This window comes from Paenarthrobacter sp. NPDC091669 (genome assembly GCF_044756725.1).
Taxonomy (GTDB): domain Bacteria; phylum Actinomycetota; class Actinomycetes; order Actinomycetales; family Micrococcaceae; genus Arthrobacter; species Arthrobacter bambusae_C.
Genome location: NZ_JBIVTK010000007.1, coordinates 199,114 through 212,737 on the forward strand (window position 1 = coordinate 199,114; position 13,624 = coordinate 212,737).

The following is a 13,624-nucleotide window of genomic DNA, read 5'->3' on the forward strand; positions in this document are numbered from 1 at the left end:
CCGCCGATCGGCGTGTGAGCACTCCCGCCCGGAATGATGGATCGGCACGGTGATCGCGATGCCTGGGAGAACTTTAGTCCTTGGATAAACCAACTTGAGGTGGACCACTCTGTCCGGGGCCTCATGGTGCCTAGAACTGCTTGCAAGTACCACGACGCTGGGGAGTGCATCTGCTGGCAACAAGCGCGTCTTGTCAGGTACAGCGGTCAATGGCACCACAAGCGACGTGGGCGTGGGATCGTCTCCTTCCTGCATCAAGGTAACCGGAGCACAGATCGCCACCACATGATTTGTTGTGATGCCATCCGTTGGAGCTTCCCATGGGCGCCTATCGTTCACGGAGGTACTCAACGCAGACGGTACAAGTTTCTCCATCGGAATCCTGCTTGCCTACTTCCGGGTTCAATCGGAAGTAACTACAGAGCCCATTCCGGATCGTCGGCCGAGTGGCGTGACTCTGGCGAGCAGTGAAGCACTCGGTTCAGGCGAATGGTTGCCAGCTCTCTTCGCAAGTGGAGGAAGCCACTTGATCCCCGGAGTTTCACGTGAAACGTAACGCGACTTGTCGATCCTGGATAGGTAGCCGCTTGCCCCAACACCCGTTTCACGTGAAACATACCCGTTTGAAAGGCGTGGACAGTTGCCGTGTAACCGGAAATAGGTTTGTCCAGATACAAGAAACCTGGGTGGTGAACAGTGACGAAGTGTCGCCACAATGGAGGGCGCTCCACCGCAAGCAGCGATCGTAGGCTCTTCCACGAGCACTTCTGAACTTTTGCCGTCACCTGAAGGCCAGAGCCGTGGCACATGAGCCCATCTATCCGGGGGGAATGTGCCAGTAACTTCAGAGGCGCGCGGATCACCCATGATACATACCTTCTAGGATCACCAGGACGGCATTCTGCGTAAAGGAGTCGGCTCCACGCATATCGAACACCTGGGAACGACCCTATCGGGCACTCTATGCGCCTTACGGGGCCTCCAAAATCAGGACCAGGGACACTTGGCACCCGAGAGGATGCAACACCTCAGAAGCTTCAGACGCCTGCTTTGAACCAGTTGAGGCACGGATCCGCAACATTTATCAGGGGGTTAGGGCTTATGAAACTTGAAGCACAAGAGACAAATGAGCATCCAGAAAGCTACCAGTCTGCAGGGAGGACTAGATTCAACAGGACTTGGGGGGAGCGAAAGACATGGCCACGACGGAGCCGTAGTGCAGTAGCTCCCAACTATGAAAAGGGGCGCGTGCATGCTTAGACCACGTCCCGAAGAGACAAGCACGAGTCGCAAGGCGATCGGCAGATACACACCTTGTCGAAACAAACGCCTCTTCGAGGAAGCATCTTGTTGGAGCAAGGTGCTTCGATCCAGCATGTGTTTCACGTGAAACACATGCAGCCATCCCGTGAAAGGCGCTCCGGAGTGCGCTACAACGAGGCACCATTCTGAGCGCCTAGTTGACGTTGACCGGGTACGCGCGGATGTTCTCCTGTTCGGATACGTGCTGGGTATGCTGCAGAGTCCGAGAAGGGCGCCGACTCATGGATGATTCGGCGCCCGGGAATCGGGAAGTTCGTCAGTATCTCTCGTGCCGGCTATCCGGCAGGACCAGGAAATGGTTGCCTGTGTTCTGACGCAATTACACCGGCAAAGACCGGCGGGCCGGGGTTGTCCGTCAAGGCTGAAAGCAGTGCCACCTTGAGACTGAGCGACCACATCAGAACGCCCGATCGTCGGCCAATCTCCGGCCAATCACGGGAACCCCTCTAAGCAAATGCCGTCACAAATCGAAGGACAGTGTTTGCACGGTAATTCAGTCCTGTTCGCTTGACGACTCAGGATGAGTCCGATCAGACCTGCGGTGCCGACATCGATGCGACAAAAGGACGTGACATCATCTCGAGTCACACCAATCCCTGAAAGGATACTGAGTTGCACCACACAACAACTAGATCGACCCCCACGAGGAAAATGTTTCACGTGAAACGTGCAAAGACACAGGCCGGTTCCCACGTACCCTTCCTTGCAGGATGAAGACTATCCCCGTACTGCGGGAAGGAAGAAGCCGGCCCGCCTACTCGTTGGAGCAACCGGCTGTTGACCCTAGGCAATCTCCATAGCCCTTAGGACGACGTAGTCTCCATCGCCCCACTATAGTGTCTGCGCGCCATCAGGCTCCCGTTGCCCTCGATACGGCCCTGTACCCCTAGTCCCGCAAGGAGAGGCCTGCAGCGACATACCTTCGATTTGATGCCCCCTTTGGACGTAGCGCCGTACCAAGGTTATGGCGCTGGCATGACTCCAGAGGACGCGGACGGCTCGGTCCTGGACGCACGCCGCGGTCTCCGGACGGAAGCATGTTTACGGTCCACTGGAGCTTGGAACCTACAGCCCGGCCAGGAGCCGTGAGCCTGGAGTTCCGAAGGCAGGGCAGTCGACTCACCAAGCTGGTGGTAAGGACTCAAGAAGACCGGACTCAAAACATCGGATCAATCGTCCTTGTAGAAGGTCTCAGATGCCCGAGAGCACGGCCAGCTGCCTCAACTCTTCCCTTCTTGGGGTCAGGCGTCCAACCGGCGAATGGCAGTAGTAGATCCATGGATCCTCAATCCCAGCAGCCAAGACTTCCGTACAGCGTTCGTACTTACGAGAAGGAGTTCCAAGATTCTCCGCGACCCACATGCGGAGGACTGGAGGTCACATGAAAGGCATAGTTGTCCACCGGGAGAGGACGTTCAGTGGGCAAGTTGTGCACAGCCTTATCCACAGGCTTATCCACCGCCCATGACATTATTCACAGCGAAGCTTTTCGCTGTATCTGCCCAGGCGGAAACCGGCGGATAAGCGTCAAGGCTTCGCATCTTTGGCGACTATCTCAAAGCGCGTGTGCACCACGTGCACGCGAGCGGAAAATCAACGAATTGAGGCGTTAAACACAGGGAATCTCGTCTCTGGCCTCGATCGAGCAAACCCACAACGAATGGGAACCTCCGCAGGATTATGCACGAAGGAAAGACAAGCGACTCTTCAGCGGATTCGCCCGCTCTAGGTCTCCACGGAGACTGATAAGCGATTCAAGTTATCCCCAAAGTTATCCACAATGATATCCACCGCGATATGCACAAGTAGCTCTACTTTCAGGTCGTTTGTAGCCGCTGCGGAGTGCGGGCCGTTTCACGTAAAACACAACATTCCGGCGCGCTTTGGTAAGGGCCTGGCCTAGAGCGCCAGGGCTCTAGGACTGGACCCCTACGCCTCGCGCAGACCCGACCAGTTGTGGCCGCAGACCCTGGCCTGGTGAGGGCAAGGATCGAAGTTTAAGAACTGAGCACCGGTGCGCGCGTCATCTGACCATTGCTGATCAAACACGGTCCATCAGCGCGCACCGAGGGCTGGGGGATTGATCACCGCCGGCTTGGAGCTGCTTGACGTAGCCCCAATCCAACATGGAGATTCCACTCTGCAAGGCGCTGGTCGTAGGCATTGGACGGGGGAGTATTGCCGGCTCCTCGACAACTACATTCCGCGTTACCTCTGCAGCATTAACCGTGAGAGGAGCCATTGCTGGGACCGACTACGACGGGAACGCAAGATCCGTCGCCAAGGAATATGCTCCGCAGTAACTACAAGTCAGTTCCCCTTGAGAACCGATCAAGGACTCAACGGCTAAAGACGCGGCGTGAACCTGGCAACACCATGTGGGAATCGGCCACACGAGTCCTCGACGGGGAACCCGAGCTCCAAAGCCTTATGGAATCCAGGGACGCACGCCATACTGACACGCTTGGCTGTGGACTCACTCGCACCGAACTGGTGGGGGCCCATTCCACAGAAGGTAACTGAATGCTGCTTGCATCAGGACCGTTCCCATGTGGTGTCCCGCTGTCAGTCTCTGCATGACGCCTGAAAGCCAGCCAGCAACCCGCTAAGCTGAGTCGGACGGGACAGTTCGTGTCAGCTCCTCATCAAGACACAGCGTGCTCCAATACGAGCGCCATTGAACACCGTGGGCAGTAGTACAGAACAATGGCGGCAAGCTCCACGCAAAAGGACACTCTGGCTGCTGGCCCTACCAACCGGTGGACCTCGAGCGTCCACCGTAGGTAGAAGATGGTCTGCTAAGACGAAAGGCCATGCGCGTGGGCTGCACTGCTGAGTCTGAGTCGTCCGATGGTCGGAAACTGGAGCTGCTGAGCTGTATGCTGCCGCGTATTCCCGTATCGACCTCCGCGTTCATGGTCAACAAAAGAACCGCACTGTGGCAAAAAGGTGACCAGTCCAGTCATCCCATCCTTGAATTTTGGTAGCAGGGAAGCCCTTAGTCCACGTTCCTTGGTCATTCACGAATGAGTTAGTGGAAGCCTGGGACTATAGCTGTCCTTGACGCTTTGAGGTTTCATATTCGCTAACCCGATGAGCATGTTTCACGTGAAACCACGCGGCAGCCTCAGATTTCCCGAACCAGACACCTGCTCGTAGGCACGCCAAGCACTTGAGGCACTCCGCTACGAGGCGGTTCGCACAGAAGCTAGGCAACCCCTCCAGACGCGCGTAACCGTAGCGTCGATGCGTCGACCAGAGAAGCGGTCCTTAGCCGGAGACGGATGCCATACCCCGGAACTTCTGAGATCAGGTTTCACGTGAAACATGAAATTTCATCGTGATCAGGGTTACAGGTACAGATCAGGACTCCAGATGCAGATACAAATAGCCGCCCACTACTCTGGCGGCCATCGCTCAGAGTTTGAATGCCGCAATTACCAGGGGACAACATCTCGGGCAATGGCACCCATACTGCCGGAACTGTCGTTCATATGGGCCTAGCATCGGATAGGGCGCATTCGCCATTCACTTCTTTTAGCCACATTGAGCGCAACAAACCGCTGACGATTCGAACGCAGGGAATCACAGACGATTCCCGGAAGTAGGGCGGATCGGATGCTGTGAGCCGCCTCCTGTCCCATCCAGTCGCTACCCAAGGCGGTGAGCGCCCCACCAGGCTTCCGGCCGACTTCCGGCATTCGACTCAGCTCCTCAGGGACTCCATGACTCTCAGCTCCGTCGGTGCACATCTCCAGAAGTGCGGCGCAAGCATGTTTCACGTGAAACATGCTTGCGCCGCACTCCTTGCACCCGCGACTGAGAGGGATTTATGAGCCAATATCCGCATAACAACTTCAAACGACAAATTGGATTGCCCTATCCGTTGAGAACGCGCTACGAGGGAGTGAACCCCTGAATGCACACGTCGGCGGCCGCCCACAGCCTGTACGTATGCCTGCGGCCTACCCTCTTGAATGAGATCGTTGAGGGATATATGCCGCTTCCAAGCAAGAACGATGCGGAAGAATGTGGAGTTTCTATTCTTGCGACGACGCTGCCCTCACTAGAGTCCGTCAGAGGGATTTCCGTAGATGAGAAAGAAGAGTCATCCCGGGCACTCGGCAACCTAGTGACCTGCACTTCCTCATAGCCGCAGCCATACGCGATTGCTGGTTCCGTAATAGATCGGGGACTCACCGGGATCCCAGTCCAGTTTCACGTGAAACATCGAGATCAGCCGTGGATCCGAACGGTTTACGACACCCAATGTCACAGATTAGGCTGCTACCATCGCCAGAGACAGCGCACAGTGCGAATCTACGACAGTATCGCGGGTATCCAAAAAACAAAATGGAGCCTACTCTACGAGTAAGCCCCATTCAGTTGGTTCACTATAACTTAGTCTTCGGCGCCAGGGCCAAGCACATCCATAATCCGGTTGAGATCCTCAACGCTGGCGAACTCAATGCTGACACGGCCTTTCCGTGCACCCAAAGTAATCTTCACATTGGTGTCCAGGCGGTCAGAAAGCGACGACGCCAAGTAGTCCAAACGCTCGTGGCGCGCATTGGGCTTCGGGATGCTGCTCTTAGCGGGAGCAGTGGGGTCTTGATAAAGAGCCACGGCCTCTTCTGTTGCCCTCACGGACATACCCTCGGCAACAATCTTCTGAGCCAGGCGCTCCATTGCAGCAGCATCCGGCAGTGCCAAGAGAGCCCTCGCATGGCCGGCAGACAAAACGCTGGCTGCTACACGCCGCTGGACCAGGGGCGGGAGCTTGAGCAAACGGAGTGTGTTGGATACCTGCGGGCGCGAGCGTCCGATACGGTCAGCAAGCTGCTCGTGGGTGGTTCCAAAGTCTTCCAAAAGCTGCTGATAGGCGGCAGCCTCTTCCAAAGGGTTCAGCTGGCTTCGGTGGAGGTTTTCCAGCAATGCGTCGCGAAGGAGGTCGTCGTCAGTAGTGTCGCGGACGATTGCAGGGATGGTTTCGAGTCCTGCGGCCTGTACTGCACGCCACCGACGTTCGCCCATGACCAATTCATACGGCTCTCCACCCTTTTCGGTTGAAGTACGTACAACAATTGGCTGGAGGACGCCGATTTCACGGACAGAGTGGACCAGCTCGGCCATGTCATCTTCATCGAAGACCGAACGAGGCTGTTTACGGTTCGGATGGATGTCACCGACGGGGATCTCGGCAAAGCGGGCACCGGGAACTTCAACCAGCTCCACGTCCGCCGTCGAACGGGTGGAAGACTTGGTCGCGGCGTCCGCGGTCTCCAATTCATCCGTCTTCTCACCGGACGACACGGAGGCTCGCTTGGCGGCAGGCTTCGATGCGGAAGTCTTGGAGGTGGAGGACTTGGCTGGTGCTTTGGCGGCTGCGGCCTTGGGCGCTGCGGCCTTACCAGCTGATGGTGTCGCTGCCGACTCCTTTGACCCCTCCTCAACAGCTGAGTCCTGAATCGGAGCTTCTACAGCCGGTTCCTCGGACTTCCGGGCTTCCGGGAAGAACAGATCCACAGGACGGGACGGCGCTGCGCCGTTTCCCTGGGCCGCGGCCGAGCTAGGAATGAGAGCCCCAAGACCCCTACCGAGGCCCCTTCGCTTTTCGCTCATTGATTCATCCCTCCGATGAAATGGCCGAGCACGGAACTGCTCAGGCTGTTGCAGTGTTTCAAGAATTCTAGCGTTCAGCGATTTCGGCGGCGGCTTCCATGTAGGAGAGCGCGCCGCTCGACGAAGGATCGTAGGTCATGACCGTCTGCTGGTAGCTCGGTGCTTCTGAGATGCGAACCGAACGCGGAACCACAGCTCCCAGAACTTGATCGGGGAAGTGCTGGCGTACCTCGGATGCAACCTGCGCGGCGAGGTTGGTTCGGCCGTCGTACATGGTCAGGAGGATCGTGGAGACCTCCAGGTCAGCATTGAGATGCTTCTGGATCATTTCGATGTTCTTGAGGAGCTGGCTCAATCCTTCCAGTGCGTAGTACTCGCACTGGATGGGGATAAGGACTTCGCTTGCAGCACAGAACGCGTTGACCGTCAGCAACCCGAGGCTGGGCGGGCAGTCGATAAAGATGAAGTCCAAGCGGCTCTCGCCGCTTTTCTCCCGCTCCTTGGCGTAGACGTCAATGGCGCGTCGGAGCCTCTGTTCCCGGGCAACCAGCGAAACCAGCTCGATTTCAGCACCGGCAAGATGGATGGTGGCGGGTGCACAGATCAGGTTGGGAATATCCGGGCAAGGGGCCACAACGTCCTTCAGGGGAAGGTCGTTGATGAGGACGTCGTAGATACTGTCAACGTCGGCATGGTGCTCAATGCCCAGCGCCGTTGACGCGTTGCCTTGGGGATCAATATCAATCACCAGCACGTTGAGGCCGGCGGAGGCCAGGGCAGCAGCGATGTTCACTGTGGTGGTTGTCTTACCGACCCCACCTTTTTGATTGGAAACAGTGAAGATGCGGGTTTTGTCCGGCTTGGGCAGTTCCCTGCCGACCAGCCGTTCACGCCGACGGGTTTCGTGGGCCAGCTGACGGGCGATGGGACTCGAGTCATCAATGGAATCCATCACGTTATGCACTCCATCAGATACGGTTTCACGTGAAACGGCAGCATTATCAACCGAATTAGTGCGCACTATCGCAGACTGAAGAGACGCAGAGGGTGTAGCCATTGCCCGAGCGGACCCCAACGACATAAACGGGGGGATTCGCTGCGTGGAGGTTTCACTACTACCCACTGGTCACACTCTCACTCTCATTCGGCGCTTGCTGCCGTTCTCTAGCCTAACTGCTCAGCCGCCGACACGCGGGAAACCGAGCGGGTCTCAGGCCGTCTTTCCGGGCTTGTTGACGATAATCCTCACCACAGTGGTGGGTTCCTCCAAAAGCTCCTGTCCACAGACCACAACCGATGTTTCCACGCCGCCAAGTTTGCGGATGACCTTCCTGGCTTTCTCAATTTCCTCGGCAGCACTGCGACCCTTGATGGCCACAACTTCGCCGCGTCCGTTCAAGAGGGGAATCGTCAGTCCCGCCAGGTTGCTGAGGGCAGAAACAGCCCGCGCGGTCACAACATCGGCATCCACCATTCCGACGGCCAGCTCAGCACGCGTCCTCATGATGGTGACGTTGTCCAGGCCCAGGTCATCTACGACTTCCTGGAGCCAGATGACACGGCGCTCCAGCGGCTCAATCAAGGTCAGTTCAAGGTCCGGGCGGGCAATGGCCAGACAAAGACCCGGCAGGCCTGCACCGGATCCGACGTCAGCGACGTGGCTGTCCATGGCAATGGCGGATTCAATGACGGCACAGTTCAATACGTGGCGACTCCACAAACGCGGAATCTCACGCGGGCCAATCAGCCCACGCTCGGTTCCGGAGGTGGCGAGGTGCTCCACGTAGCGCTTGGCGAGATCCAGGCGCTCCCCAAAGATCTTCTCTGCCGCTTCAAGTTCAGCTGCGGTAATTTCAACCATGAGCTGCTAGTCAGCCGAAACGACGATGTGGCGGCCGGCGCCTTCGCCTTCAGACTCGGAAACGAATCCGAGGTCAGCTACGGCGTCGTGGACAATCTTTCGCTCGTAAGCGCTCATCGGCTCAAGGGCCACGGTGCCGCCGTCGGCCTTGACCTTGGCCACTGCTTCTTCGGCGATCTGCTGAAGCACGCCGGCGCGCTCCTTGCGGTAGCCGTTGATGTCCAACACCAGGCGTGAGCGGCTTTCAGTAGCGGAAAGAACCGAGAGCCGGGCCAGCTCCTGCAGAGCCTCCAGAACCTCGCCGTCACGTCCCACGAGGCTGTTTAAGGCTGCCGACTCTTCATCAGCTCCAATGGAGATGTATGTGCGTCCGTTGCGGACCTCGATGTCGATATCACCGTCGATATCGGCAATATCCAGAAGTTCCTCGAGGTAGTCGGCGGCAATGTCGCCTTCCTCTTCAAGACGGCTGGCCGTCTTGGACTGCGTCTCTTCCTGGGTCTCGTCCTGGTCTTCAGTCACAGCGGCGATAACTTCTTCAGTGCTCTCGGCAGACATTACTTCTTCTTCCTGTTCTTGCGTTGTGGCTGGACGCGCTGTGCACGGATCTCGGCTGCTGCCGCGGCAGCAGCTTCGGCTTCAGCGGCGGCGTCCGCAGCAGTGGTCTTCTTGCCACCCAGCAGCGGCGGCAGGCCCTTGGCGGCCCGGCGCTCCTCCAGTGCCTTGGCGGCAGGGGAACCCGGGGTGGGCATGCGGCGGATGACGAAGAACTGCTGGCCCATGGTCCACAGGTTGGTGGTAGTCCAGTAGATGAGGACACCGATGGGGAAGTTGATGCCACCGATACCGAACACGAGCGGCAGGATGTAGAGCATCATTTTCTGCTGGCGCATGAACGGGCTGGCCATGGCCTCTTCGGACATGTTCTTCGCCATGATCTGCTTCTGCGTGATGAACTGGGAGGCCGTCATGGCAATGATCATGATGATACTCAGAACCCAAACGGCCACGGCACTGTTGCCTCCGCTGGGGTCACCATGAAGCAGCGAAGCAGACAGCGGCGCACCAAAGATGCTGGACGAGTCGAACTGAACTACCTGCTCATGGCTCATCGCGCCAACGCCCTGGCCCTGCTTGGCGTTCGTCGAGATACCCGACAACACCTGGAACAGTGCGAAGAAGAACGGCATCTGGATCAGCATCGGCAAACAGGCCGAGAACGGGTTGGTGCCGTGCTTCTTGTAGAGCGCCATCTGTTCCTGCGCCATTGCCTGGCGGGACAGCTGATCGGTCTTGCCCTTGTACTTGGTCTGAAGCTTCTTCAGGTCCGGCTGCAGGAGCTGCATACCGCGCTGCGCCTTGATCTGCTTGACGAAGACAGGAATCAGGGCGGCACGGATCACCAACACGAGGCCGATGATGGACAAAGTCCAGGTCCAGCCGTTCGCGGCGGGCAGGCCAATGAAGCTCAGTCCCTCGTGGAAGCCAACCATGATGATTGACACCAGCCACTTGAACGGAAACATGATTGTTTCAAAGAAGTCCATACGATATCCCTATTCGTTAGGCCGCCGAGCGGCCTTCTTCATCAGCCTGAGCAGCCAGGAACTGGTCCGGATTGTTCAGTACAACAATTGTGGGCGTCCGGCCTTCAGGCCAATGACGATGGCCGGCGGGGACATGGTCCACTCCACCGGCGTTCCAAGGGTGGCATTTGGCGAGCCTTTTGGCTGCGAGCCAGCTGCCCTTCACGGCGCCATGCACCGTTACTGCTTCCAGCGCATACGCGGAGCAGGAGGGAAAGAAGCGGCAAACCTGGCCGTACAGGGGCGAGATGACCTTGCGGTACATCTTCAGCAAAAGAATGAGGATGTTGCGGGGCAGCTCCCAGAGGAAGGTGCCGACCGCCGCCGACAGATTCCTTGAGGGAACCTTGCCGGAGGGGTCGCTTAAGGAAGGAACGACGGCGGTGCTTATGTCATGCACGCGGTGTCCCTTCCGTTGTGGTGCCGTTGTGTTCAGTCGAAGCGCTGCGTGGAGCTGAGCCACTCAATCGCTTCGTCGTCACTGCCAGTGCGGCGTTGTAGTCCGAGAGCAGTTGCTCCCAGCTGGCAGATGCAGCTGCGGGCAATGCCCGGACCACCACCGCCAGACCCGTTCCATGCGTGTGCAAGGAAAGAGCGCCTGCTTCTCTCAGTCTCCTCTTAACGAGGTTCCTGGTCACGGCGTTCCCGACGGCTTTGGAGACAATGAAACCGATTCGACTCGGCTCCCCGGCCCCAATAGAGGCCGTATATAACACTAAGTTCCGGCGTCCATTGCGGACGCCGGAACGTACAGTTGTTGAAAAGTCGGTAGACGTCCGCAGACGGTTAGGGGTGGCTAGCACCGTCGAACCCGCAAAAAGACCCTGACCGACAAGTCAGTTATTTACGCCGACAGTTCGACGCGGCCCTTGCCGCGACGGGCAGCCAGGATGGCGCGGCCGGCACGGGTGCGCATACGAAGGCGGAAGCCGTGCTTCTTGGCCCGACGGCGGTTATTCGGCTGAAAAGTCCGCTTGCTCACGTTAGTTACTCCAGTGGATCAAAGGTGCGCCCACCCGATCAAAAAAGGGGAAGAACTGGCCGACGCTAAGTTTTGTATGTGCCTGCCGCCGTTGCCTTCCGCACGGTGTTCGTACGGAGTTACAACTGATCTCAAAAGCGGACACAAAGGACTTCACAACGTTAGGGCAAAAAGGCACCCACAGTCAAACCGGGAGCCTGCTGCAGAGCTATCCACAGCTGTGCCCAACCCCTGTTCCCAGCCTGTGGATGAAGTGGCTCACAGGACGCATTCCGGAACAACAACGGTGTAATTATCCACAGGCAACTTCCCAGCTATCTTCTAGCGTTTCCATCCCCTAGAGTGGCTCAGTAGCCCAATGTCCACCCGCTGTGTATAACTCTGTGGATTATCGCCCAGAACAGCGCCGCCGGAGACACTTCGGCTGCCAGCAACGCCGGCAAGCAAGTATTTAGGAACTGATTGATGACAGTAGACGAAGCCAACCACGCCAACACTGTCGGAAGTTCCTGGCGCAGGGTGCTGAGCCTCATGGAACAGGACGACCGGGTTTCACCCCGTCAGCGCGGTTTCGTCATCCTGGCCCAGGCACAGGGCCTCATTGGTTCCACACTCCTGGTGGCCGTTCCCAACGAACTCACCCGCGAAGTCCTGCAGACCCAGGTCAAGGATGCCCTGGACGATGCCCTTCGCAGCGTCTTCTCTGACGACATCCGCTGCGCCATCGACGTCGACACCGATCTGGTGCCGGTCCATGCAGAGCCGGAACCCGTCGTCGAGCTTTCTGCCGTATCCGACTTCGCCGAGCCGAAGCCACAGCCCACTCCGCCCAGTACCTCGCATGAGTTCGGCCGCCTGAACCCGAAGTACATCTTCGATACCTTCGTGATCGGTTCCTCGAACCGCTTCGCGCACGCGGCCGCCGTCGCCGTAGCCGAAGCGCCGGCCAAGGCGTACAACCCGCTGTTCATCTACGGCGACTCGGGCTTGGGCAAGACCCACCTGCTGCACGCCATCGGTCATTATGCCCGCCGGCTCTACAGCGGCATCCGGGTCCGCTACGTGAACTCCGAGGAATTCACCAACGACTTCATCAACTCCATCCGGGACGACGAGGGCACCAGCTTCAAGACCACGTACCGGAACGTGGATGTGCTGTTGATCGATGACATCCAGTTCCTGGCGGGCAAGGACCGGACGCAGGAGGAGTTCTTCCACACGTTCAACGCCCTGCACAATGCCAACAAGCAGGTTGTCATCACCTCCGACCAGCCGCCCAAGATGCTCGCCGGCTTCGAGGACCGCATGACGTCCCGCTTTGAGTGGGGCCTGCTGACCGACATCCAGCCGCCGGAACTCGAAACCCGCATCGCCATCCTCCGCAAGAAGGGCCTCAGCGAAGGCTTGTCAGCGCCGGACGATGCCCTGGAGTACATCGCGTCCAAAATCTCCAGCAACATCCGGGAACTCGAGGGTGCACTGATCCGCGTCACGGCGTTCGCCAGCCTCAACCGCCAGCCGGTGGATGTAGCCCTGGCTGAGATGGTGCTCAAGGACCTGATTACTGACGACGGCGCCCAGGAGATCACGGCGAAGCAGATTCTGGACCAGACAGCGGACTACTTCAAGCTCAGCATGGAAGAGCTCTGCAGCAAGTCCCGCACCCGTACGTTGGTGACCGCCCGCCAGATCGCCATGTACCTGTGCCGTGAACTGACGGATATGTCCCTGCCGAAGATCGGTCAGGAGCTCGGCGGCCGCGATCACACCACCGTCATCCATGCTGATCGCAAGATCCGCGAACTGATGGCTGAGCGTCGTGTGATTTACAACCAGGTCACTGAGCTCACCAACCGCATCAAACAGCAGCAACGCGACTCCTGAAATCCACACCGCGTCCGCCACTACATACCTTATTAACAGGCGCATGTGGATAAGCCTGTGGATACTTAAGGGGACAAGCTCGGTTAATGGGCTTAAAACCCTTAAGCCGTCTGTGGATCGTTAAAAACCGGCCTGGGAGTTGTCCCCATCCACACCCTGTTTAAAACCCAGTTAACGCACAATGAGTGAACAGGGCTTAACCGCTGAACGACGCGGCAGGATCGGGTTATCCACAGTTTCCACAGCAGTTATTAACACTACGAATCCCAAAAAATTGAAATCCCTCAAATAACAATCTCGTTCTGCCACCGTCCAGCCCTGCCAGGGGCAGACCACAGACGGACCCAACAGCCAGGCCAAAGCCGG

At 58.0% G+C, this 13,624-nt stretch carries 9 protein-coding genes; 1 reads left to right on the plus strand and 8 read right to left on the minus strand.

Annotated features, from left to right (window positions below; translation table 11 throughout):
* Nucleotides 1-5,724 precede the first annotated feature (5,724 nt).
* The 8 genes from ACIQLI_RS13635 to rpmH all read right to left on the minus strand — a co-directional run bounded on the left by ACIQLI_RS13635 (nt 5,725) and on the right by rpmH (nt 11,374).
* Entirely contained in the window at nt 5,725-6,945 is a 1,221-nt protein-coding gene (locus tag ACIQLI_RS13635; protein WP_400389258.1) for a ParB/RepB/Spo0J family partition protein, read from the minus strand.
* 67 nt (nt 6,946-7,012) lie between these two features.
* The gene (locus tag ACIQLI_RS13640) at nt 7,013-8,068 is read right to left on the minus strand and encodes a ParA family protein (protein ID WP_354231494.1); all 1,056 of its coding nucleotides are present in this window, start codon (nt 8,066-8,068) and stop codon (nt 7,013-7,015) included.
* Nucleotides 8,069-8,155: 87 nt separating this feature from the next.
* Entirely contained in the window at nt 8,156-8,806 is a 651-nt protein-coding gene (rsmG, locus tag ACIQLI_RS13645) for a 16S rRNA (guanine(527)-N(7))-methyltransferase RsmG (protein ID WP_354231496.1), read from the minus strand.
* 6 nt (nt 8,807-8,812) lie between these two features.
* Entirely contained in the window at nt 8,813-9,364 is a 552-nt protein-coding gene (locus tag ACIQLI_RS13650; RefSeq protein ID WP_400389263.1) for a protein jag, read from the minus strand.
* Entirely contained in the window at nt 9,364-10,353 is a 990-nt protein-coding gene (gene yidC / locus ACIQLI_RS13655; RefSeq protein ID WP_400389266.1) for a membrane protein insertase YidC, read from the minus strand. Before yidC ends, ACIQLI_RS13650 begins: the two co-directional genes overlap by 1 nt.
* Before the next feature lie 16 nt (nt 10,354-10,369).
* Nucleotides 10,370-10,855 (minus strand): membrane protein insertion efficiency factor YidD, encoded by a 486-nt coding sequence (yidD, locus tag ACIQLI_RS13660; RefSeq protein ID WP_354231502.1) that lies wholly within the window; start codon nt 10,853-10,855, stop codon nt 10,370-10,372.
* A complete protein-coding gene (rnpA, locus tag ACIQLI_RS13665) occupies nt 10,785-11,195 on the minus strand; it encodes a ribonuclease P protein component (protein ID WP_354231504.1) in 411 nt (136 codons plus the stop codon). The genes yidD and rnpA overlap by 71 nt, the downstream gene beginning before the upstream one ends.
* Nucleotides 11,196-11,236: 41 nt before the next feature.
* Nucleotides 11,237-11,374, minus strand: a complete 138-nt coding sequence (gene rpmH, locus ACIQLI_RS13670) for a 50S ribosomal protein L34 (protein ID WP_011776797.1) — start codon at nt 11,372-11,374, stop codon at nt 11,237-11,239.
* 465 nt (nt 11,375-11,839) lie between these two features.
* On the opposite strand from rpmH, the gene dnaA reads away from it, so the two are divergent.
* Entirely contained in the window at nt 11,840-13,258 is a 1,419-nt protein-coding gene (gene dnaA, locus ACIQLI_RS13675; RefSeq protein WP_026541014.1) for a chromosomal replication initiator protein DnaA, read from the plus strand.
* The last annotated feature ends 366 nt before the right edge of the window (nt 13,259-13,624 follow it).